22 protein-coding genes and 1 pseudogene are annotated in these 22,742 nt (G+C 69.5%); 22 read left to right on the top strand and 1 reads right to left on the bottom strand.

Features of this window, described 5'->3' with window-relative positions; translation table 11 throughout:
• Positions 1 to 106 precede the first annotated feature (106 nt).
• The 10 genes from ruvX to nusB all read left to right on the top strand — a co-directional run bounded on the left by ruvX (position 107) and on the right by nusB (position 9,608).
• Positions 107 to 571 carry a Holliday junction resolvase RuvX gene (ruvX, locus tag R6V09_RS17015; RefSeq protein WP_317882253.1) on the top strand — a complete coding sequence of 155 codons (465 nt, stop codon included), beginning with the start codon at positions 107 to 109 and terminating at the stop codon, positions 569 to 571.
• A gap of 122 nt (positions 572 to 693) precedes the next feature.
• Positions 694 to 2,439: an endolytic transglycosylase MltG gene (gene mltG, locus R6V09_RS17010; protein WP_317882252.1), complete on the top strand. Its 1,746-nt coding sequence runs from the start codon at positions 694 to 696 to the stop codon at positions 2,437 to 2,439.
• Positions 2,420 to 3,259, top strand: coding sequence for a shikimate dehydrogenase (locus R6V09_RS17005; protein ID WP_317882251.1), 840 nt, complete (start codon positions 2,420 to 2,422; stop codon positions 3,257 to 3,259). The genes mltG and R6V09_RS17005 overlap by 20 nt, the downstream gene beginning before the upstream one ends.
• 197 nt (positions 3,260 to 3,456) lie before the next feature.
• The gene (gene aroC / locus R6V09_RS17000; protein WP_317882250.1) at positions 3,457 to 4,641 is read left to right on the top strand and encodes a chorismate synthase; all 1,185 of its coding nucleotides are present in this window, start codon (positions 3,457 to 3,459) and stop codon (positions 4,639 to 4,641) included.
• 32 nt (positions 4,642 to 4,673) lie between these two features.
• Positions 4,674 to 5,156: a shikimate kinase gene (locus R6V09_RS16995; protein ID WP_317882254.1), complete on the top strand. Its 483-nt coding sequence runs from the start codon at positions 4,674 to 4,676 to the stop codon at positions 5,154 to 5,156.
• Positions 5,153 to 6,244: a 3-dehydroquinate synthase gene (gene aroB / locus R6V09_RS16990; protein WP_317882249.1), complete on the top strand. Its 1,092-nt coding sequence runs from the start codon at positions 5,153 to 5,155 to the stop codon at positions 6,242 to 6,244. The genes R6V09_RS16995 and aroB overlap by 4 nt, the downstream gene beginning before the upstream one ends.
• Positions 6,245 to 6,459: 215 nt before the next feature.
• Positions 6,460 to 7,272 carry a Pro-rich N-terminal domain-containing protein gene (locus R6V09_RS16985; protein ID WP_317882248.1) on the top strand — a complete coding sequence of 271 codons (813 nt, stop codon included), beginning with the start codon at positions 6,460 to 6,462 and terminating at the stop codon, positions 7,270 to 7,272.
• A 159-nt stretch (positions 7,273 to 7,431) separates the two neighbouring features.
• Positions 7,432 to 8,544, top strand: coding sequence for an aminopeptidase P family protein (locus R6V09_RS16980; RefSeq protein ID WP_317882247.1), 1,113 nt, complete (start codon positions 7,432 to 7,434; stop codon positions 8,542 to 8,544).
• Between the two features lie 60 nt (positions 8,545 to 8,604).
• Complete coding sequence (gene efp / locus R6V09_RS16975) at positions 8,605 to 9,171, top strand: elongation factor P (RefSeq protein WP_317882246.1); 567 nt, start codon at positions 8,605 to 8,607, stop codon at positions 9,169 to 9,171.
• 2 nt (positions 9,172 to 9,173) lie between these two features.
• Positions 9,174 to 9,608: a transcription antitermination factor NusB gene (gene nusB, locus R6V09_RS16970; protein ID WP_043683949.1), complete on the top strand. Its 435-nt coding sequence runs from the start codon at positions 9,174 to 9,176 to the stop codon at positions 9,606 to 9,608.
• Positions 9,609 to 9,770: 162 nt separating this feature from the next.
• Here nusB and bldD read toward each other — a convergent pair whose 3' ends face one another.
• A complete protein-coding gene (gene bldD / locus R6V09_RS16965) occupies positions 9,771 to 10,271 on the bottom strand; it encodes a transcriptional regulator BldD (RefSeq protein WP_019059743.1) in 501 nt (166 codons plus the stop codon).
• 252 nt (positions 10,272 to 10,523) lie between these two features.
• Here bldD and pyrR point away from each other — a divergent pair, with 252 nt between their 5' ends.
• The 12 genes and pseudogenes from pyrR to coaBC all read left to right on the top strand — a co-directional run.
• Complete coding sequence (gene pyrR / locus R6V09_RS16960; protein WP_019066396.1) at positions 10,524 to 11,087, top strand: bifunctional pyr operon transcriptional regulator/uracil phosphoribosyltransferase PyrR; 564 nt, start codon at positions 10,524 to 10,526, stop codon at positions 11,085 to 11,087.
• Between the two features lie 87 nt (positions 11,088 to 11,174).
• Positions 11,175 to 12,152, top strand: coding sequence for an aspartate carbamoyltransferase catalytic subunit (locus R6V09_RS16955; protein ID WP_200685905.1), 978 nt, complete (start codon positions 11,175 to 11,177; stop codon positions 12,150 to 12,152).
• Between the two features lie 5 nt (positions 12,153 to 12,157).
• Positions 12,158 to 13,444, top strand: coding sequence for a dihydroorotase (locus tag R6V09_RS16950; protein ID WP_317882245.1), 1,287 nt, complete (start codon positions 12,158 to 12,160; stop codon positions 13,442 to 13,444).
• Positions 13,441 to 14,025, top strand: a complete 585-nt coding sequence (locus R6V09_RS16945) for a PH-like domain-containing protein (protein ID WP_317882244.1) — start codon at positions 13,441 to 13,443, stop codon at positions 14,023 to 14,025. Before R6V09_RS16950 ends, R6V09_RS16945 begins: the two co-directional genes overlap by 4 nt.
• Positions 14,022 to 15,164 carry a glutamine-hydrolyzing carbamoyl-phosphate synthase small subunit gene (gene carA / locus R6V09_RS16940; protein WP_317882243.1) on the top strand — a complete coding sequence of 381 codons (1,143 nt, stop codon included), beginning with the start codon at positions 14,022 to 14,024 and terminating at the stop codon, positions 15,162 to 15,164. The genes R6V09_RS16945 and carA overlap by 4 nt, the downstream gene beginning before the upstream one ends.
• Positions 15,157 to 18,465 carry a carbamoyl-phosphate synthase large subunit gene (gene carB, locus R6V09_RS16935; RefSeq protein WP_317882242.1) on the top strand — a complete coding sequence of 1,103 codons (3,309 nt, stop codon included), beginning with the start codon at positions 15,157 to 15,159 and terminating at the stop codon, positions 18,463 to 18,465. The genes carA and carB overlap by 8 nt, the downstream gene beginning before the upstream one ends.
• 52 nt (positions 18,466 to 18,517) lie before the next feature.
• Positions 18,518 to 19,624 carry a quinone-dependent dihydroorotate dehydrogenase gene (locus R6V09_RS16930; protein WP_317882241.1) on the top strand — a complete coding sequence of 369 codons (1,107 nt, stop codon included), beginning with the start codon at positions 18,518 to 18,520 and terminating at the stop codon, positions 19,622 to 19,624.
• Complete coding sequence (pyrF, locus tag R6V09_RS16925; protein ID WP_317882240.1) at positions 19,621 to 20,466, top strand: orotidine-5'-phosphate decarboxylase; 846 nt, start codon at positions 19,621 to 19,623, stop codon at positions 20,464 to 20,466. Before R6V09_RS16930 ends, pyrF begins: the two co-directional genes overlap by 4 nt.
• 289 nt (positions 20,467 to 20,755) lie before the next feature.
• Positions 20,756 to 21,079 (top strand): integration host factor, encoded by a 324-nt coding sequence (locus R6V09_RS16920; RefSeq protein WP_019059734.1) that lies wholly within the window; start codon positions 20,756 to 20,758, stop codon positions 21,077 to 21,079.
• Positions 21,080 to 21,116: 37 nt separating this feature from the next.
• The gene (gene gmk, locus R6V09_RS16915; RefSeq protein WP_317882239.1) at positions 21,117 to 21,674 is read left to right on the top strand and encodes a guanylate kinase; all 558 of its coding nucleotides are present in this window, start codon (positions 21,117 to 21,119) and stop codon (positions 21,672 to 21,674) included.
• A 40-nt stretch (positions 21,675 to 21,714) separates the two neighbouring features.
• Positions 21,715 to 21,987, top strand: a complete 273-nt coding sequence (gene rpoZ, locus R6V09_RS16910; protein ID WP_019059732.1) for a DNA-directed RNA polymerase subunit omega — start codon at positions 21,715 to 21,717, stop codon at positions 21,985 to 21,987.
• Positions 21,988 to 22,042: 55 nt separating this feature from the next.
• Positions 22,043 to 22,735: pseudogene (coaBC, locus tag R6V09_RS16905) on the top strand (bifunctional phosphopantothenoylcysteine decarboxylase/phosphopantothenate--cysteine ligase CoaBC); the annotation flags it as partial.
• Positions 22,736 to 22,742: the final 7 nt, after the last annotated feature.

Here is a 22,742-nt window from a genome sequence, read left to right as displayed (position 1 = left end):
GGACGTGGCCCAGGGCGGCGGCCAGAACCCGGCCGCCGTCGGCGAGGCCGTCGACGCCGTCGAGCGCCTCGTCGCCGACACGGCGAAGTAAGAAGCGGTCGAGAGTATGAGAAGAGGACGTCGGCTCGCGCTCGACGTCGGGGACGCCCGCATCGGGGTCGCCTCGTGCGACCCCGACGGGATCCTCGCCACTCCCGTCGAGACGGTCCCCGGTCGCGACATCCCGGCGGCGCACCGCCGGCTGGGGCAACTCGTCGAGGAGTACGAACCGGTCGAAGTCGTCGTCGGCCTCCCCCGCTCCCTCAAGGGCGGCGAGGGACCGGCCGCCGTGAAGGTCCGGGCCTTCGCCCAGGAGCTGGCCAGGGGCATCGCCCCGGTACCGGTCAGACTGTTGGACGAACGGATGACCACGGTGACGGCCAGTCAGGGACTGCGCGCCTCGGGCGTCACGTCCAAGAAGGGCCGCTCGGTCATCGACCAGGCAGCCGCGGTGATCATCCTCCAGCAGGCGCTGGAATCCGAACGGGTGTCAGGTAAACCACCCGGCGAGGGCGTCGAAGTGGTCATCTGATCGCGATACGGTAACGTTCCGCGCGATGCGATGGTGTTCGAACAGCCATGGCACAGCAAGAGGCGGGACGGGAGCCGGAGCCCCAAGCGCCGCGACCGCCGCCTCGCGGCTCTAGGGGATCGATGACTGAGTATGGCCGGGGCCCAGGCTCCGAACCGTGGCATCCGGAGGACCCGTTGTTCGGGGACATCGGATGGGAAGGCCAGCAGGCCCACGTGGGCCAGCAGTCCTCCTACGACGGCCAGCAGCAGCACTATCCGGAACAGCCGCAGCAGCCGCAGCAGTACGGCGACTGGGGTCACGGCCAGCAGGCCGACTACGGTCAGGCGCAGCAGCAGTACCAGGTCTACGACGAACAGGGCCACCCGCAGTACCCCGATCAGCACCAGCAGTACGCGGACCAGCAGCAGTACGCCGATCAGAGCCATCAGCAGTACGCCGGTCAGCAACAGCAGTACCAGCAGGGCGGCTGGGACGGCACCCACCCGCACAATCAGGTCCCGTACGCCGCCGACCCCGGTGACCCGTACGGGCAGCAGGCCGCCGCGTACGGCGAACAGCAGCCCGATTTCTACGGCACGCCCGACGCGTACCCGCCGCCGGAGCCGCCCGGCAAGCGCCGCACGGAACCCGAACCGGAGCAGGTCGACTGGGACCCGGGACCCGACGAAGGCGAACACGCGTTCTTCGCGGGCGGTGGCGACGACGATGACGAGGCCGACGACGAGCCGGAGGACGGCCGCCGACGCGGCAAGGGCGGCAAGGGCAAGGGCAAAGGCGGCAAGGAGAAGAAGCGCCGCAACGGCTGCGCCTGCCTGGTCGTCGTCCTGGTGTTCGGCGGAGGTCTCGCCGGCGTCGGCTATTTCGGCTGGCACTTCTACCAGAACCGTTTCGGCTCGGCACCCGACTACGCGGGCGACGGCACCGGTTCGGTGACCGTCACCATCCCCAAGGGTGCTTTCGGATCGGACATCGGGCAGAAGCTGAAGGAGGCGGGCGTCGTCAAGAGCGTGGACGCGTTCGTCGCCGCCCAGTCGCAGAATCCGGACGGGAAGAAGATCCAGGCGGGCGTTTTTCTGCTGAAGAAGGAAATGTCCGCCGCAGCCGCTGTCAAGCTGATGCTCGACCCCAAGAGCCTGGACAACCTGATCGTCGCCCCGGGCAGGCGGAACGTGAAGGTCTACGAGGATATCGACAAGAAACTCCAGATTCCCGACGGCACCACCAAGGCCGTTGCCAAAAAGGAGTACAAGAGCCTCGGACTGCCGAGCTGGGCGAACGACAACAAGGAAATCAAGGACCCGCTGGAGGGCTTCCTCTTCCCGGGCACCTATGGCGCCGCAAAGGGCATGAAACCCGAAACGGTCCTCAAACAGATGGTCGCCCAGGCCACCGAGAAATACGACGCGCTCGACCTTGAGGCGAAGGCCAAGGCGCTCAATCTGGACAGCCCGCTGCAGGTCATCACGGTCGCGAGCCTCGTCCAGGCCGAAGGCAAGACGCACGAGGACTTCCGCAAGATGGCCGAAGTGGTCTACAACCGCCTCAAGTCCACGAACACCGAGACCAACCAGCTGCTGCAATTCGACTCGACCTTCAATTACCTGAAGGGTCAGAGCAACATCAATATCAGCGAGTCCGAGATCAACAGCAACAAGGACCCGTACAACACCTACACCCAGAAGGGCCTGCCGCCCGGTCCCATCGACAACCCCGGTGACGAGGCTCTGGCAGCGGCACTGAATCCGACCCGCGACGGCTGGATCTACTTCGTGGCGACCGACGGCCAGAACAAGACCGAATTCGCCAAGACGTACGCCGAATTCCAGGCACTCAAGGAAAAGTTCAATGCCAACAAGGGCAACTGACGCCCGCCGGGCCGCCGTGCTCGGTTCACCCATCGCACACTCCCTCTCCCCGGTGCTGCATCGCGCGGCCTACCGGGAGCTGGGGCTCGACGACTGGTCCTACGACCGCTTCGACGTCGACGAGGCCGGTCTGCCGGGATTCTTCGAGAACCTCGGTCCGGAGTGGGCGGGGCTGTCACTGACGATGCCGCTGAAGCGCGCCGTCATACCGCTGCTCGACGAGATCAGCGAGACGGCGGCGTCGGTGGACACGGTCAACACGGTCGTGTTCACCGAGGACGGCCGGCGTGTCGGCGACAACACCGACATCCCCGGCATGGTCGCCGCACTGCGCGAACACGGCATCGAACAGGTCGACTCGGCCGCGATCCTCGGCGCCGGCGCCACGGCTTCCTCCGCCCTCGCCGCCCTCTCCCGGATCTGCACCGGCGAGGTCGTCGCCTACGTCCGCAGCGAGGCCCGCGCCGCCGAGATGCGCCAATGGGGCGAGCGGCTCGACGTGGAGCTCCGTACGGCGGACTGGGCCGACGCGGCACAAGGCCTGCGCGCCCCCCTGGTCTTCGCGACCACCCCGGCCGGCACCACGGACGCCCTCTCCTCCGCCCTACCGGAACGCCCCGCCACCCTCTTCGACGTCCTCTACGACCCCTGGCCCACCGACCTCGCGGCCCGCTGGTCCGGCTACGGCGGCGCGGTCGTCAGCGGCCTCGACCTACTGGTCCACCAAGCCGTGCTCCAGGTGGAACAGATGACCGGCCACCGGCCGGCCCCCGTCGACGCGATGCGCAGAGCGGGCGAGAAGGCCCTGGCCGACCGCTGACGCGGGCTCCGTAAGGGGCGCTGTTCGCCGGCCTCGGCCGTGCGGCGTCCGTTCTCTGGACCGTCGGCCAGGTCCGTGTGCCGAACGTGGGAGGATCGGGGACGGCGGGCCAGGGCCGCGCACCCGGTCACGCCGACGTCGTACGCGAGGACACGTGTACGCAGGGCAGTACCAGGGCGCGAGCATGAGGAGCACCGTTGAGCAGGTTGCGCTGGCTGACCGCGGGGGAGTCCCACGGTCCCGCACTCGTGGCGACGCTGGAGGGCCTTCCCGCCGGCGTCCCGATCACCACGGAGATGGTGGCGGACCACCTGGCCCGGCGCCGACTCGGCTATGGACGCGGTGCGCGCATGAAGTTCGAGCGCGACGAGGTCACCTTCCTCGGCGGCGTCCGCCACGGCCTCACCCTCGGTTCCCCGGTCGCCATCATGGTCGGCAACACCGAGTGGCCCAAGTGGGAGCAGGTCATGGCGGCCGACCCGGTCGACCCGGAGATCCTCGCCGGACTGGCCCGCAACGCCCCGCTGACCCGCCCGCGCCCCGGCCACGCCGACCTGGCGGGCATGCAGAAGTACGGCTTCGACGAGGCCCGCCCGATCCTGGAGCGCGCCTCCGCGCGGGAAACCGCGGCGCGGGTCGCGCTGGGTGCGGTGGCCCGGTCGTACATCAAGGAGACGGCCGGCATCGAGATCGTCTCGCACGTCGTCGAGCTGGCCTCCGCCAGGGCCCCGAAGGGCGTGTACCCCACCCCGGCGGACGTCGAGAAGCTGGACGCCGACCCCGTGCGCTGCCTGGACGCGGACGCGTCGAAGGCGATGGTCGCCGAGATCGACCAGGCCCACAAGGACGGCGACACCCTGGGCGGTGTGGTCGAGATCCTGGCCTACGGCGTTCCCGTCGGCCTCGGCTCGCATGTGCACTGGGACCGCAAGCTGGACGCTCGGCTGGCCGGTGCCCTCATGGGCATCCAGGCCATCAAGGGCGTCGAGATCGGCGACGGCTTCGACCTGGCGCGCGTGCCCGGCTCCAAGGCGCACGACGAGATCGTCAACACCGACGAGGGCATCCGGCGCGTCTCCGGCCGCTCCGGCGGCACCGAGGGCGGCCTGACCACGGGCGAGCTGCTGCGGGTGCGCGCCGCGATGAAGCCGATCGCGACCGTGCCGCGCGCCCTGCAGACCGTCGACGTGGTCACCGGCGAGGCCACCCAGGCCCACCACCAGCGCTCCGACGTCTCCGCGGTCCCGGCCGCCGGGATCGTCGCCGAGGCGATGGTCGCCCTCGTCCTCGCGGACGCGGTGGCGGAGAAGTTCGGCGGCGACTCGGTGCCCGAGACCCGCCGCAACGTGCGGTCGTACCTTGAGAACCTGGCCATCCGGTGAGCGCAGCACCACTGGTCGTCCTCGTCGGTCCCATGGGCGTCGGCAAGTCGACGGTCGGACAGCAGCTGGCCGAGCGGCTCGGTGTCGGTTACCGGGACACCGACGACGACATCGTCGCCGCCGAGGGCCGCAGCATCGCCGAGATCTTCGTCGACGAGGGCGAACCGGTCTTCCGCGCCATCGAGAAGCGCGCCGTGCACCAGGCACTCGCCGGGCACGACGGCGTCCTGGCGCTCGGCGGCGGCTCGATCCTCGACGAGGACACGCGCGCGCTGCTCGCCGCACACCGCGTCGTCTACCTCTCCATGGACGTGGACGAAGCGGTCAAGCGCACCGGCCTCAACGCGGCCCGCCCGCTGCTCACCATCAACCCGCGCAAGCAGTGGCGCGAACTGATGGAAGCCAGGCGCCACTTGTACGCCGAGGTCGCGCAGGCCGTCGTACCCACCGACGGCCGCACCCCCGAAGAGGTCACCCAAGCCGTCCTGGACGCACTGGAGTTGAAGGAAGCATGAGCGAGTCAGTGACGCGGATCCAGGTCGGCGGCACGGCGGGCAGCGACCCGTACGAGGTCCTGGTGGGCCGTCAACTCCTGGACGAGCTGGGCGGGTTGGTCGGCGACAGGGCCAAGCGGGTCGCCATCATCCACCCCGAGGCGCTCGCCGAGACCGGTGACACGCTCCGCGCCGACCTGGCAGGGCAGGGCTTCGACGCCGTCGCCATCCAGGTGCCCAACGCGGAGGAGGCCAAGACCGCCGAGGTCGCCGCCTACTGCTGGAAGGCGCTCGGCCAGTCCGGGTTCACCCGCTCCGACGTCATCGTCGGCGTCGGCGGCGGCTCCACCACCGACCTGGCCGGCTTCGTCGCCGCGACCTGGCTGCGCGGGGTCCGCTGGATCGCCATCCCGACCACCGTGCTCGCCATGGTGGACGCGGCGGTCGGCGGCAAGACCGGCATCAACACCGCCGAGGGCAAGAACCTGGTCGGCTCCTTCCACCCGCCGGCCGGCGTGCTCTGCGACCTCGCCGCGCTGGACTCCCTCCCGGTCAACGACTACGTCTCCGGGCTCGCCGAGATCATCAAGGCCGGCTTCATCGCCGACCCGGTGATCCTCGAACTCATCGAGTCCGACCCACAGTCCGCGCGCACCCCGGCCGGACCGCACACCGCCGAGCTCATCGAACGCTCCATCAAGGTCAAGGCCGAGGTCGTCTCCGCCGACCTCAAGGAGTCGGGCCTGCGCGAGATCCTCAACTACGGCCACACCCTCGCGCACGCCATCGAGAAGAACGAGCGCTACAAGTGGCGGCACGGCGCCGCGGTGGCGGTAGGCATGCACTTCGCGGCCGAACTGGGCCGTCTCGCGGGCCGGTTGGACGACGCCACGGCGGACCGCCACCGCACGATCCTCGAATCCGTCGGTCTCCCGCTCAGCTACCGCTACGACCAGTGGCCCAAGCTCCTGGAGACCATGAAGGTCGACAAGAAGTCCCGTGGCGACCTGCTCCGCTTCATCGTCCTCGACGGCCTCGCCAAACCCACCGTCCTGGAGGGCCCCGACCCGGCCGTCCTCCTCGCCGCCTACGGCGAAGTGGGCGAGTAGGTCCCGCCGGGTCCGTTCCATCCGATTTGCCTTGCAGGGATGGGCACTTCGGCCCCTCCCCGGCCGTTCACCAAATGGCGGCCGGGGAAGGTACCGTTCGGTAGGGAGCGGGAGGTTCGGGCCCGCTGCCAGCGCCAATTGCCTGCCGCGAGTGAGCCGGAGGGGCGCGCCCCGGAGGTGAACGAGCCAGAAAAGACGAGACGGAGTGGCACCGGATGCAGCACGCAGTGGGGTCTCCGCTGCCGCCGCCCCACCAGCCGGGGCAGGGACCGGCCGCCGGTTGGATGCCGACGGGACAACACTCGGGCCCGCACCATCCGGGCCCGGTGCCCCCGCCGCCACCGGCCCCGCCGATGCCGTACACGGTCCCGCGCCACGCACCGGACACGACCGGCCATGTCCAACTGCCGCCCGGCGGCCCCGTGGCCATGCCGAGTACGCCCCCCACGCAGGCCGCCCCCGACCCGACCTCCACCACCCTCGCGGTGCTGCTCATCGGCCCCGCCGGCGCGGGCAAGACGAGCGTCGCCAAGTACTGGGCGGACCACCGCCGGGTCCCCACCGCCCACATCAGCCTCGACGACGTCCGCGAATGGGTCCGCTCCGGCTTCGCCGACCCCCAGTCGGGCTGGAACGACCACTCCGAGGCGCAGTACCGCCTGGCCCGCCGCACCTGCGGCTTCGCCGCCCGCAACTTCCTCGCCAACGGCATCTCCTGCATCCTCGACGACGCGGTCTTCCCCGACCGCCCGGTGGTCGGCCTCGGCGGCTGGAAGCGCCACGTGGGCCCCGGCCTCCTCCCGGTGGTCCTCCTCCCCGGCCTGGAAATCGTCCTGGAGCGCAACGCCGAACGCTCCGGCAACCGCCGCCTCACCGACGAGGAAGTGGCCCGCATCCACGGCCGTATGGCGGGCTGGTACGGCTCGGGCCTCCCGATCATCGACAACTCCCAGATGGACGTACAGCAGACGGCCCAGGTCCTGAACGACGTCCTCGCCCGCTCGATAGCAAGCCCCCCGAGCTGGTGACGAACGGGACTGTGTGTCTTTAGTGCCTTTAGGGGCGCGGGGAACTGCGCGCTCAACCCCCACCGACCCGCACTCGGCGAACAACCCAAAGCCCACCCCGTCCCCCGAACGGCACTCTCCCAACCGGCACAATCCAGCCACCGCTCCTACGCTCATCTCATGTCAGAGGTCTACGCAGCCCGCCGAGCAAGGCTCAGGGACCGAGCCCAAGCCGGCGGCAGCCAATCCGCGCTGGTCACCGATCCAGCCAACGTGCGCTACCTGTCGGGCCCCGTTCCGCAGGGCACCGTCCTGCTGCTGGGCAGGCGAGAAGACATGCTGGTCTGCACCGGCCCACTCGACGAGCGCCCCGCCGGAGGCGAAGGCCGTCCCGACGAGACGTTGCGCATCCACACCCTCCCCGGACCCGGCGGCGACCCCGCCGTGGCCGCCGCCGACCTCGCGGGAGCACACGGCGCCGAATCCATGGCCGTAGAAGAACACCACCTCACCGTGACCCGCCACCGAGCCCTCCGCTCGGTCGCCCCCGCGCTCCGCCTCACCGACATCGGCGGCGCGGTGGAGCAGCTGCGGGTCATCAAGGACGAGGAGGAGATCTCCTGTCTGAGAATCGCCGCCGAGATCGCCGACCAGGCCCTCGGTGAGCTGCTGGAGTCGATCCTCGTCGGCCGCACCGAACGCCATCTCGCCCTCGAACTGGAGCGACGGCTCGTCGACCACGGCGCGGACGGCCCCGCCTTCGCGACCTCCGTCGCCACCGGACCGCACTCCGGCCGACGCGGCCACCGGCCGACCGACCGTCGGGTCGAGGAAGGAGATTTCCTCTCCGTCTGCCTCGGCGCCACCTACCGCGGATACCGTTGCGAGATCGGCCGTACCTTCGTCATCGGCACCTCGCCCGCCGACTGGCAGATCGAGCTGTACGACCTCGTCTTCGCCGCCCAGCGCGCCGCGCGTGAGTCCCTGAGCCCCGGTGCCGCCTACCGGGATGTGGACCGCGCGGCCCGCCAGGTACTGGACTCCGCGGGGTACTCGGAGGGCCTCGCACCCCTCACCGGCCACGGTGTCGGACTGGAAATCGACGAGGAGCCGCAGCTGGCCCCCGCGGCCATGGGTAAACTGGACGCTTGCGTGCCGGTCACCGTCGAACCGGGGGTTCACCTCCCGGGCCGGGGCGGTGTCCGGATCGATGACACGCTCGTCGTACGCCCTGAGGCGGACGGCGGACCCGAGCTACTCACCATCACGACCAAGGAACTGCTCGCGCTCTAGCTTTTGGAGCTGTGTGCGTGCCCCGTGGTCGTCCACGTCAGTCCAGGAGATTCCGCAACCGTGGCTTCCACGAACGACCTCAAGAACGGCCTGGTGCTCAAGCTCGACGGGGGCCAGCTCTGGTCCGTCGTCGAGTTCCAGCACGTCAAGCCCGGCAAGGGCCCTGCCTTCGTGCGCACCAAGCTCAAGAACGTGCTCTCCGGCAAGGTCGTCGACAAGACGTTCAACGCCGGCGTCAAGGTCGAGACGGCCACTGTCGACAAGCGCGACATGCAGTTCTCGTACATGGACGGCGAGTACTTCGTCTTCATGGACATGGAGACCTACGACCAGCTCATGGTCGACCGCAAGGCCGTCGGCGACGCCGCCAACTTCCTGATCGAGGGCTTCACCGCCTCGGTCGCCCAGCACGAGGGCGAGGTGCTCTTCGTCGAGCTGCCGGCCGCCGTCGAGCTGGTCATCCAGGAGACCGAGCCCGGCGTCCAGGGCGACCGCTCCACCGGTGGCACCAAGCCCGCCACCCTGGAGACCGGCCACCAGATCAACGTGCCTCTCTTCATCACCACCGGTGAGAAGATCAAGGTCGATACCCGCACGAGCGACTACCTCGGCCGGGTGAACAGCTAACCGTGGCTGCCCGCAATACGGCCCGCAAGCGCGCCTTCCAGATCCTCTTCGAGGGCGACCAGCGCGGAGTCGGCGTCACCACGGTCCTCGCGGACTGGATCCGGCTCTCCCGGGACGACACCCGGCAGCCGCCGGTCAGCGAGTACACGATGGAGCTGGTCGAGGGGTACGCGCAGCACGCGCGCCGCATCGACGAGCTCATCGCGCAGTACTCGGTCGGCTGGACGCTGGACCGCATGCCCGTGGTGGACCGCAACATCCTGCGCCTCGGCGCCTACGAGCTGATCTGGGCCGACGAGACCCCGGACGCCGTCGTCCTCGACGAGATGGTGCAGCTGGCCAAGGAGTTCTCCACGGACGAGTCGCCCTCGTTCGTCAACGGCCTGCTCGGCCGCTTCAAGGACCTGAAGCCCTCACTGCGCCGGGACGAGGCGTAAGAGGTACGGCATCGCCAGGGGGCCCGCAGCGTGACTGCTGCGGGCCCCCTGGCGTATCGGTGCGTCCGCGACCCCTGAGGGCCGCAGAAAGCCGCCGGGGTGGCCGGAACCGTGAAGTTCCGGCCACCCCGGCGGCACGTTTCTGCTGAGACGGGGAGCGGCTCAGTTCTCCTCGTGGGAGACCGCGCGACGCGCGTCCGCGTCCAGCACGCCCCAGCTGATCAGCTGCTCGGTGAGGACCGAGGGGGACTGGTCGTAGATGACGGCGAGTGTGCGCAGGTCGTCCTGGCGGATCGAGAGCACCTTGCCGTTGTAGTCGCCGCGCTGGGACTGGATCGTCGCCGCGTACCGCTGCAGCGGACCGGCCTTCTCGGCCGGCACATGGGCCAGCCGCTCCAGGTCCAGGACCAGCTTCGGCGGCGGCTCGGCGGCCCCGCCCGGCGTGGTGCCCGGCAGCAGCTCCTGCACCGGAACCCCGTAGAAGTCAGCCAGCTCGGCAAGGCGCTGCACGGTGACGGCACGGTCGCCGCGCTCGTACGACCCGACCACGACCGCCTTCCAGCGTCCCTGTGACTTCTCCTCGACACCGTGGAGGGAAAGGCCCTGCTGGGTGCGGATGGCCCGGAGCTTGGCCCCGAGCTGTTTGGCGTATTCGCTGGACATATAGCTCCCGGACACTGTGTCGACGCGGCAGCAGTGTTTCCGCGCCGCGCGGCTGGTAACTCACTGTGAGGTTACGCAGCGTTACGCTGCTGCGTCAAGCCGAATGGTCCGCACCGGCTCTTCCGTGCCGGCGGTGGCCGATTACTCCATAGGGGTGATCAGGGGTGTCGCCCCGGCCTGCTACCGTGGATGGCGCAAATCCGACGTCCTTTAAGGTCCGTCCCGTGAGGCGGAGAAGGAGGTCCGTTTCTTATGGACACTCAGCAGTACGAGTCCGATGCCCGGCCGGTTCTCGAAGCCCCCGACATCGCGCGGGTCCTGACCCGCATCGCCCACGAAATCGTCGAGCGCGCCAAGGGCGCCGACGACGTGGTGCTCCTTGGCATTCCGACCCGGGGCGTCTTCCTCGCCCAGCGGCTGGCCGTCAAGCTCGAAGAGATCACCGACCGCAAGATCCCGGTCGGCTCCCTCGACATCACGATGTACCGCGACGACCTGCGCATGCACCCGCCGCGTGCGCTGGCCCGCACCGACATCCCCGGTGACGGCATCGACGGCCGTCTCGTCGTCCTCGTCGACGACGTGCTCTTCTCCGGCCGCACCATCCGCGCCGCCCTGGACGCCCTGAACGACATCGGGCGCCCCCGCGCGGTGCAGCTCGCGGTCCTGGTCGACAGAGGCCACCGCGAACTGCCCATCCGCGCCGACTACGTCGGCAAGAACCTCCCCACGTCGCTGCGGGAGACGGTCAAGGTCCAGCTCGCCGAGGAGGACGGTCGCGACACCGTGCTGCTCGGCGCCAAGCAGACCCCGTAGCGGACGGACGCCGTGCCCCTGCGGCACGCCGCGCCCCCGCACGTCCGGATTCTCCCCAAACCTGAACTGCCTTACGGAGCCTGACAGATGCAGCGTCATCTCATCTCGGCCGCCGACCTCTCCCGCGACGACGCCGTCCTGATCCTCGACACCGCCGAGGAGATGGCCCGGGTCGCCGACCGGCCGATCAAGAAACTGCCGACCCTGCGCGGCCGTACCGTCGTCAACCTCTTCTTCGAGGACTCAACGCGCACGCGCATCTCCTTCGAAGCCGCCGAGAAGCGCCTCTCCGCCGACGTCATCAACTTCACCGCCAAGGGGTCGAGCGTCTCCAAGGGCGAGTCCTTGAAGGACACCGCACAGACCCTGGAGGCCATGGGCGTCGACGCGGTCGTCATCCGGCACGGTGCCTCCGGGGCGCCGTACCGGCTCGCCACCTCCGGGTGGATCGACGCGGCCGTCATCAACGCCGGTGACGGCACCCACCAGCACCCGACGCAGGCCCTGTTGGACGCGTTCACCATGCGCCGGCGGCTGGTCGGCCGGGACGCCGGGCTCGGTCAGGACCTGGCCGGCAAGCGGATCACACTCGTCGGCGACATCCTGCACAGCCGCGTCGCCCGCTCGAACGTCGACCTGCTGCACACCCTGGGCGCCGAGGTCACCCTCGTCGCCCCGCCCACACTGGTGCCGGTCGGCGTCGAGGCGTGGCCCTGCGAGGTCTCGTACGACCTCGACAGCACGCTCTCCAAGTCCGACGCGGTGATGCTGCTGCGCGTCCAGCGCGAGCGCATGAACGCGGCGTTCTTCCCGACCGAGCGCGAGTACTCGCGGCGCTACGGCCTCGACGGCGACCGCATGGCGAAGATGCCTGAGCACGCCATCGTGATGCACCCCGGCCCGATGGTCCGGGGCATGGAGATCACCGCCGAGGTCGCCGACTCGGACCGCTGCACCGTCGTCGAGCAGGTCGCAAACGGAGTGTCCATCCGGATGGCCGTGCTCTATCTGCTTCTGGGCGGCAACGAACCCGCCGTCAGCCACGCCCGCATCGAGGAGAAGTAAGTCACATGAGCAAGATCCTGATCCGTGGTGCGAAGATCCTCGGCGGCGAGCCGCAGGACGTGCTGATCGACGGTTCGCAGATTGCGGCGGTGGGCGTTGGCCTCAGCGCCGAGGGCGCCGAAGTCGTCGAGGCCAACGGGAAGGTCCTCCTCCCCGGGCTCGTCGACCTGCACACCCACCTGCGCGAGCCCGGCCGCGAGGACTCCGAGACCGTCCTGACCGGTACGCGGGCCGCCGCGAGTGGCGGTTACACGGCCGTGTTCGCCATGGCCAACACCTTCCCCGTCGCCGACACCGCCGGTGTCGTCGAGCAGGTCTACCGGCTCGGCCAGGAGCACGGCTACTGCGATGTGCAGCCCATCGGCGCCGTCACGGTCGGCCTGGAGGGCAAGAAGCTCGCCGAGCTGGGCGCCATGCACGAGTCGGCCGCCGGGGTCACCGTCTTCTCCGACGACGGCAAGTGCGTCGACGACGCGGTGATCATGCGCCGCGCGCTGGAGTACGTGAAGGCCTTCGGCGGAGTCGTCGCCCAGCACGCCCAGGAGCCCCGGCTGACCGAGGGCGCCCAGATGAACGAGGGCGTCGTCTCCGCCGAACTGGGGCTCGGGGGCTGGCCGGCGGTGGCCGAAGAATCGATCATCGCCCGGGATGTCCTGCTCGCCGAGCACGTCGGTTCCCGCGTCCACATCTGCCACCTGTCGACCGCCGGATCCGTCGAGATCGTCCGCTGGGCCAAGTCCCGGGGCATCGACGTGACCGCCGAGGTCACCCCGCACCACCTCCTCCTCACGGATGAGCTGGTGCGCTCCTACAACCCCGTCTTCAAGGTCAACCCGCCGCTGCGCACCGAGCGCGATGTGCTGGCCCTGCGCGAGGCGCTCGCCGACGGCACGATCGACATCGTCGCCACCGACCACGCCCCGCACCCGCACGAGGACAAGGACTGCGAGTGGGCCGCCGCCGCCATGGGGATGGTCGGCCTGGAGACCGCGTTGTCAGTGGTGCAGGAGACCATGGTGGACACCGGGCTCCTCACCTGGACCGGGGTCGCCGAGCGCATGTCCGTCAAGCCCGCCGAGATCGGGCGGGCGGTGGGCCACGGCCGTCCCGTCTCGGCTGGTGAGCCCGCCAACCTCACGCTCGTCGACACGGAATACCGTGGGTCGGTGGACCCCGCGGGCTTCGCTTCGCGCAGTCGCAACACCCCGTACGAGGGGCGTGAGCTGCCGGGCCGTGTGACGCACACCTGGCTCCGGGGCAAGGCCACGCTCGTCGACGGGAAGCTCACGTGACACCACTGCAACTGACCCACCTCGCGGCCGGGGAGAAGTCCGCCCCGGTGACCGACTGGGCGGCCCGTATCGGCTGGCTCGTCGGCCTCGCCCTGTTCATCGCGCTCGTCTACTGGCTGATGCGCGAGGGCTGGAAGTGGCGCGGCACGCTCCAGGGCGACCTGCCCGAGCTGCCCGACGCGCCGTCCGACCTCGGTCCGGCGAGACTGACGATGAGCGGTCGCTACCACGGCTCCACCACCGCCGGGCAGTGGCTCGACCGCATCGTGGCGCACGGCCTGGGCACCCGCAGCCGGGTCGAGCTCACGCTGACGGACGCGGGACTGGATGTCGTACGCCCCGGAGCCACCGACTTCTTCATCCCGGCCGAGGCGCTGCGCGAGGCCCTGCTCGGCAAGGGCATCGCCGGAAAGGTGCTCAGCGAGGGCGGTCTGCTGGTCGTGACGTGGGCGCACGGCGACCGGCTGATCGACTCCGGGTTCCGGTCCGACCACGCGGCCGAGCACACGGAGTGGGTCGACACCCTGAACAGCATGATCAACAAGAGTCTCGAAACGACCGACACGGAAGGCGCACGATGACCACCTCCACCAGGGGAGCCGCCAAGGTTCCCGCCGTACTCGTCCTGGAGGACGGCCGGATCTTCCGCGGCCGTGCCTACGGGTCCGTGGGGGTGACCTTCGGCGAGGCCGTGTTCTCCACCGGCATGACCGGCTACCAGGAGACCCTGACCGACCCGTCGTACCACCGCCAGGTCGTCGTGATGACCGCCCCGCACATCGGCAACACCGGGGTGAACGACGAGGACCCGGAGTCGGCCCGCATCTGGGTCGCCGGTTACGTGGTGCGCGACCCCGCGCGCGTGCCGTCCAACTGGCGCTCCCGCCGCTCGCTGGACGAGGAACTGCGCAACCAGGGTGTCGTCGGGATCTCCGGCATCGACACGCGCGCGTTGACCCGCCATCTGCGCGAGCGCGGCGCCATGCGCGTCGGCATCTTCTCCGGCAACGCGCTGCCCGACGACGGCACCATGCTCGCCGAGGTGCGCCAGGCTCCCGAGATGAAGGGCGCCGACCTCTCCGCCGAGGTCGCCACCAAGGAGGCGTACGTCGTCCCCGCGATCGGTGAGAAGAAGTACACCGTCGCCGCCGTCGACCTCGGCATCAAGGGCATGACCCCGCACCGCATGGCCGAGCGCGGCATCGAGGTGCACGTGCTCCCGGCCACCGCGACCGTCGAGGACGTATACGCCGTCCAGCCCGACGGCGTGTTCTTCTCCAACGGACCGGGCGACCCGGCCACCGCCGACCACCCGGTCGCCGTGATGCAGGCGGTCCTGGAGCGCGGTACGCCGCTCTTCGGCATCTGCTTCGGCAACCAGATCCTCGGCCGCGCGCTCGGCTTCGGCACGTACAAACTGAAGTACGGCCACCGGGGCATCAACCAGCCCGTGCAGGACCGCACGACGGGCAAGGTCGAGGTCACCGCGCACAACCACGGCTTCGCCGTCGACGCGCCTCTCGACAAGGTCTCCGAGACGCCCTACGGCCGCGCCGAGGTCTCGCACGTCTGCCTGAACGACCAGGTCGTCGAGGGGCTGCGGCTGCTCGACCGGCCGGCGTTCAGCGTCCAGTACCACCCCGAGGCGGCGGCCGGCCCGCATGACGCCGCCTACCTGTTCGACCGCTTCACATCTTTGATGGAGGGCCAGCGTGCCTAAGCGCACCGATATCCAGTCCGTCCTGGTCATCGGCTCCGGCCCGATCGTCATCGGCCAGGCCGCCGAGTTCGACTACTCCGGCACCCAGGCCTGCCGCATCCTGCGCGCCGAGGGCATCCGCGTCATCCTGGTCAACTCCAACCCGGCGACGATCATGACCGACCCGGAGATCGCCGACGCCACCTACGTCGAGCCGATCACCCCGGACTTCGTCGAGAAGATCATCGCCAAGGAGCGCCCGGACGCCCTGCTGCCCACCCTTGGTGGTCAGACGGCGCTCAACACCGCGATCTCGCTGCACGAGGCAGGCACCCTGGAGAAGTACGGCGTCGAGCTGATCGGCGCCAATGTCGAGGCCATCAACAAGGGCGAGGACCGCGACCTGTTCAAGGGCGTCGTCGAGGCCGTCCGCCAGAAGATCGGGCACGGCGAGTCCGCGCGCTCGGTGATCTGCCACTCCATGGACGACGTCATCGGAGGTGTCGAGACGCTCGGCGGCTACCCGGTGGTCGTCCGCCCCTCCTTCACGATGGGCGGCGCGGGCTCCGGCTTCGCGCACGACGAGGAGGAGCTGCGCCGCATCGCAGGCCAGGGCCTGACCCTCTCGCCGACCACCGAGGTCCTCCTGGAGGAGTCCATCCTCGGCTGGAAGGAGTACGAGCTGGAGCTGATGCGCGACAAGAACGACAACGTCGTGGTCGTCTGCTCCATCGAGAACTTCGACCCCATGGGCGTGCACACCGGCGACTCGATCACCGTCGCCCCGGCGATGACGCTGACCGACCGCGAGTACCAGAACCTGCGGGACATCGGCATCGCGATCATCCGCGAGGTCGGCGTCGACACCGGTGGCTGCAACATCCAGTTCGCGATCGACCCGGTCGACGGCCGCGTGATCGTCATCGAGATGAACCCGCGCGTGTCCCGCTCCTCGGCCCTCGCCTCCAAGGCGACCGGCTTCCCGATCGCCAAGATCGCCGCGAAGCTGGCCGTCGGCTACACGCTCGACGAGATCCCGAACGACATCACGCGCGAGACCCCGGCCTCCTTCGAGCCGACCCTCGACTACGTGGTCGTGAAGGCCCCGCGTTTCGCCTTCGAGAAGTTCCCGAGCGCCGACTCGACCCTGACGACCACCATGAAGTCGGTCGGCGAGGCCATGGCGATCGGCCGCAACTTCACCGAGGCCTTCCAGAAGGCGCTGCGCTCCCTGGAGAAGAAGGGCAGCCAGTTCACGTTCGTGGGCGAGCCCGGCGACAAGGTCCAGCTCCTGGAGGAGGCCGTACGGCCCACCGACGGCCGGATCAACACCGTCATGCAGGCCATCCGCGCGGGCGCCACCCAGGAGGAGGTCTTCGAGTACACGAAGATCGACCCCTGGTTCGTCGACCAGCTCTTCCTCATCAAGGAGATCGCGGACGAGCTGGCCGCCGCCGACAAGCTGGACCCGGAGCTGCTCGCCGAGGCCAAGCGGCACGGCTTCTCCGACCAGCAGATCGGCGAGATCCGAGGCCTGCGCGAGGACGTCGTCCGCGAGGTGCGGCACGCGCTCGGTATCCGCCCGGTCTACAAGACGGTCGACACCTGCGCCGCCGAGTTCGCCGCGCAGACCCCGTACTTCTACTCGTCCTACGACGAGGAGAACGAGGTCGCCCCGCGCGAGAAGCCCGCGGTCATCATCCTGGGGTCGGGCCCCAACCGCATCGGCCAGGGCATCGAGTTCGACTACTCCTGCGTCCACGCCTCCTTCGCGCTCAGCGACGCGGGCTACGAGACCGTGATGGTCAACTGCAACCCCGAGACCGTCTCCACGGACTACGACACCTCCGACCGCCTGTACTTCGAGCCTCTGACGCTCGAAGACGTGCTGGAGATCGTCCACGCGGAGTCCCTGGCCGGTCCGATCGCCGGTGTGATCGTGCAGCTGGGCGGCCAGACCCCGCTGGGCCTCGCCCAGTCCCTCAAGGACAACGGCGTCCCGGTCGTCGGCACGCCCCCCGAGGCGATCCATGCCGCCGAGGACCGCGGCGCCTTCGGCCAGGTCCTCGCCGAGGCGGGCCTCCCGGCGCCGAAGCACGGCACCGCGACCACCTTCGTGGGCGCCAAGGCGATCGCCGACGAGATCGGCTACCCGGTCCTCGTCCGCCCGTCGTACGTCCTCGGCGGACGCGGCATGGAGATCGTCTACGACGAGACCCGCCTGGAGTCGTACATCGCCGAGTCGACCGAGATCAGCCCCTCGCGGCCGGTCCTGGTCGACCGCTTCCTGGACGACGCGATCGAGATCGACGTCGACGCGCTCTACGACGGCCACGAGCTCTACCTCGGCGGTGTCATGGAGCACATCGAGGAGGCCGGCATCCACTCCGGCGACTCGGCGTGCGCCCTGCCGCCGATCACCCTGGGCGGTTTCGACATCAAGCGCCTGAGGGCTTCAACCGAGGCCATCGCCAAGGGTGTTGGCGTGCGCGGACTGATCAACATCCAGTTCGCGATGGCCGGGGACATCCTCTACGTCCTGGAGGCCAACCCGCGCGCGTCCCGTACGGTCCCCTTCACCTCCAAGGCGACCGCGGTGCCGCTCGCGAAGGCCGCCGCCCGTATCTCCCTGGGCGCGACGGTCGCCGAGCTGCGGGCCGAGGGTCTACTGCCGGCCAACGGCGACGGCGGCACGCTGCCGCTCGACGCGCCGATCTCCGTCAAGGAGGCCGTCATGCCATGGTCGAGGTTCCGCGACATCCACGGGCGTGGCGTCGACACGGTCCTCGGCCCGGAGATGCGCTCCACCGGCGAGGTCATGGGCATCGACTCCGTCTTCGGCACGGCGTACGCCAAGTCCCAGGCGGGCGCCTACGGCCCGCTGCCCACCAAGGGCCGCGCGTTCATCTCGGTCGCCAACCGCGACAAGCGCTCGATGATCTTCCCGGCACGCGAACTGGTCGCCCACGGCTTCGAGTTGCTCGCCACATCCGGCACCGCCGAGGTCCTCAGGCGCAACGGCCTGAACGCGACGGTCGTCCGCAAGCAGTCCGAGGGCGTCGGCCCGAACGGCGAGAAGACCATCGTCCAGCTCATCCACGACGGCGAGGTCGACCTCATCGTCAACACCCCGTACGGCACCGGGGGCCGCCTCGACGGCTACGAGATCCGTACGGCGGCCGTGGCCCGCTCGGTCCCGTGCCTGACGACGGTCCAGGCGCTCGCCGCCGCCGTCCAGGGCATCGACGCCCTCAACCACGGTGACGTGGGCGTGCGTTCACTCCAGGAACACGCACAACACCTGACCGCGGCCCGCGACTAGCAGCCGAAAAGGGGGACACCGGAAACGGTGTCCCCCTCTTCATGAGGACACCATGTACAAGATCTTCTTCAACCTCGTCTTCAAACGGATGGACCCGGAGCAGGCCCACCACCTCGCCTTCCGCTGGATCCGGCTGGCCGTCCGCATCCCCGTACTGCGCACGTTCGTCGCCGCCGCCCTCGCGCCCCGGTTCGAGGAGCTGCGGACGGAGGCCTTCGGGCTGCGGATGCACGGCCCGTTCGGGCTCGCCGCCGGCTTCGACAAGAACGCGGTCGCGATCGACGGGATGTCGATGCTCGGCTTCGACCACGTCGAGATCGGCACGGTCACCGGGGAGCCGCAGCCCGGCAATCCCAAGAAGCGGCTGTTCCGCCTTGTGCCGGACCGGGCGCTGATCAACCGCATGGGCTTCAACAACGAGGGCTCCGCGGCCGTGGCGGCCCGCCTGGAGGCTCGTGAGGCGGTCTTCCGGACCGTCGTGGGCGTCAACATCGGCAAGACCAAGGTCGTACCCGAGGAGGAGGCCGTCGGCGACTACGTGAAGTCGACCGAGCGACTCGCCCGGCACGCCGACTATCTTGTCGTCAACGTGTCGTCGCCCAACACGCCCGGGCTGCGCAACCTCCAGGCGACCGAGGCGCTGCGCCCGCTGCTCACCGCGGTGCGCGAGGCCGCCGACCGCGCGGTGACCGACCGGCGCGTCCCGCTCCTGGTGAAGATCGCCCCGGACCTGGCCGACGAGGACGTGGACGCGGTCGCCGACCTCGCCGTCGAACTCGGCCTGGACGGCATCATCGCCACGAACACCACCATCGCGCGCGAGGGCCTCGGTCTGACATCCGAACCCGAGCTCGTCAAGGAGACCGGCGGACTGTCCGGGGCCCCGCTGAAGGCTCGTTCCCTGGAGGTACTGCGCCGCCTCTACGCGCGCGTGGGCGACGACATCACCCTGGTGGGCGTCGGTGGCGTCGAGAACGCCGAGGACGCCTGGCAGCGGATCCTCGCCGGTGCCACGCTCGTGCAGGGCTACAGCGCCTTCATCTACGAAGGGCCCTTCTGGGGCCGTGCCATCCACAAGGGCCTCGCCGCACGCCTGCGCACGAGCCCGTACGCAACCCTCGCCGACGCGGTCGGCGCCGACGTAAGGAAGCCGGTATGAGCCCTCTCGAACCCTTCGGCGCACGCCTCCGCACGGCCATGGACGAACGCGGTCCACTCTGCGTCGGCATCGACCCGCACGCCTCGCTGCTCACCGAGTGGGGCCTGAACGACGACGTCGCCGGCCTGGAGCGGTTCAGCCGCACGGTCGTCGAGGCCCTGGCCGACCGGGTGGCCGTCCTCAAGCCGCAGAGCGCCTTCTTCGAACGCTTCGGCTCGCGCGGGATCGCCGTCCTGGAGAAGTCCGTCGAGGAGGCGCGGGCGGCCGGCGCGCTGGTCGTCATGGACGCCAAGCGCGGCGACATCGGCTCGACCATGGCCGCGTACGCCGAGTCCTTCCTCCGGAAGGACTCCCCGCTGTTCTCCGACGCGCTGACCGTGTCGCCCTATCTCGGCTACGGCTCGCTCGCCCCGGCGATCGAACTGGCCCGGGAGAGTGGCGCGGGCCTCTTCGTGCTCGCGCTGACCTCCAACCCGGAGGGCGGCGAGGTGCAGCACGCGGTCCGCGCGGACGGCCGGAACGTCGGAGCGACCATGCTGGCCCACCTGGCCGCCGAGAACGCGGGGGAGGAGCCCTTGGGTTCCTTCGGGGCCGTCGTCGGCGCCACCCTGGGCGACCTTTCGTCGTACGACCTCGCGGTCAACGGTCCGATCCTCGCGCCCGGCATCGGGGCCCAGGGAGCCACTCCGGCCGACCTTCCCGGGGTTTTCGGGACGGTGCTGCGCAATGTCGTCCCGAACGTGAGCCGAGGTGTTCTACGTCACGGTCCCGATGTGGGAGCCCTTCAAGCGGCCTCGGATCGCTTCGCGGAGGAGATCCGCGTCGCCTTTGCGACCGTCTGAGGTGTTCGAACGGGTCGACCGAGTCCTCCGATGAGTGGCTCGACGGGTGGCTCCGGAGCGACTTGAGTCTGAATACATCCTCAAATCCGGGGCATTATGTCGGAAATGTCCGGCCTGGCGCAGGCTGACCAGGACTTTTCCTCTGTTCTCGCTGACTCTGGCGCCCCTGGCCGCTAGTCTCCGAGCAGAGTCAACGGGCAAGCGTGTTGCTCGTAGCTCCCCAGGTGTGGGGCGACTAGGTTCCTCACCGGTCCGTATCCGACAGTTCGACATCCGAGGTGACGTAGGCGTGGCTCTTCCGCCCCTTACCCCTGAACAGCGCGCAGCCGCGCTCGAAAAGGCCGCCGCGGCTCGCCGGGAGCGGGCCGAGGTCAAGAATCGACTCAAGCACTCCGGCGCCTCCCTGCATGACGTGATCAAGCAGGGCCAGGAGAACGACGTCATCGGCAAGATGAAGGTCTCCGCCCTGCTTGAGTCCCTGCCCGGCGTGGGCAAGGTCCGCGCCAAGCAGATCATGGAGCGACTCGGCATCTCCGAGAGCCGCCGTGTCCGTGGCCTTGGTTCCAACCAGATCGCCTCCCTGGAGCGTGAGTTCGGCAGCACCGGCTCGTGAGTCCCGGGCACCCCGGGATTGCTGGAATAATCGCTGCATGAGTGAACGTCCGCGGCTGACCGTGCTCTCCGGCCCCTCAGGGGTCGGTAAGAGCACGGTCGTCGCCCATATGCGCAAGGAACACCCCGAGGTCTGGCTCTCGGTGTCGGCGACGACCCGTAGGCCCCGCCCCGGCGAGAAGCACGGAGTCCACTACTTCTTCGTCAGCGACGAGGAGATGGACAAGCTGATCGCCAACGGCGAGCTGCTGGAGTGGGCCGAGTTCGCCGGCAATCGCTACGGCACGCCGCGGACGGCCGTGCTGGAGCACCTGGAGTCCGGTGTGCCGGTGCTGCTGGAGATCGACCTCCAGGGCGCCCGGCAGGTCCGCGAGTCCATGTCCGAGGCGCACTCGGTGTTCCTTGCTCCCCCCTCCTGGGAGGAGCTGGTGCGCAGGCTCACCGGGCGGGGCACCGAGCCGCCCGAGGTGATCGAGCGCCGCCTGGAAGCGGCGAAGGTCGAGCTGGCGGCGGAGCCCGAGTTCGACGCGACCCTGGTCAACACCTCCGTCGAGGACGTAGCGCGCGAGCTGCTAGCCTTGATGGAAGTTGTGTGATCGTTTTTCCGATCTCATCCCATCTTTCGGAAGGCAGAGCGTGTCCTCTTCCATCACCGCTCCCGAGGGCATCATCAACCCTCCGATCGACGAGCTCCTTGAGGCTACGGACTCGAAGTACAGCCTCGTGATCTACGCCGCCAAGCGCGCCCGTCAGATCAACGCGTACTACTCCCAGCTCGGCGAGGGCCTGCTGGAGTACGTCGGTCCGCTCGTCGACACGCACGTCCACGAGAAGCCGCTCTCCATCGCCCTGCGCGAGATCAACGCGGGTCTGCTGACCTCCGAGGCCGTCGAGGGCCCCGCGACCTGAGACGCAGCAGCTTTATCCACAGGCCCGGCAGCGACTGTCGGGCCTGTGGTGTGTCATGGAGTCGTACGAGTCGTTCGTTTTCCGAGCTCGGGGAGAGACGGTGGACAAGCCCAAGGTCGTTCTGGGAGTCAGCGGTGGCATCGCCGCGTACAAGGCGTGCGAACTGCTGCGCAGACTGACGGAGTCGGGCCATGACGTCCGCGTCGTCCCCACCGCGTCCGCCCTGCACTTCGTCGGCGCGGCCACCTGGTCGGCGCTCTCCGGGCACCCCGTCTCGACCGAGGTGTGGGACGACGTCCACGAGGTCCCGCACGTGCGCATCGGCCAGGGTGCCGACCTGGTGATCGTGGCACCGGCGACGACGGACATGCTCGCGAAGGCGGCCCACGGCCTGGCCGACGACCTCCTCACCAACACCCTCCTCACCGCCCGCTGTCCCGTCGTCTTCGCGCCCGCCATGCACACGGAGATGTGGGAACACCCGGCCACCCAGGAGAACGTGGCGACACTGCGCCGCCGCGGTGCCGTGGTGATCGAACCGGCCGTCGGCCGGCTGACCGGCGTCGACACCGGCAAGGGCCGGCTGCCCGATCCCGTCGAGATCTTCGAAGTGTGCCGCCGGGTGCTCACGCGGGGCGTCACCGAACCCGACCTCAAGGGCCGGCACGTCGTCGTCAGCGCCGGCGGCACCCGCGAGCCCCTCGACCCGGTCCGCTTCCTCGGCAACCGCTCCTCCGGCAAGCAGGGCTAGATCG

It is taken from the genome of Streptomyces sp. W16 (assembly GCF_033194735.1).
GTDB lineage: Bacteria > Actinomycetota > Actinomycetes > Streptomycetales > Streptomycetaceae > Streptomyces.
Note: the sequence above shows the minus strand (reverse complement) of the source record. Positions and strands in the feature narration are given on the sequence as shown.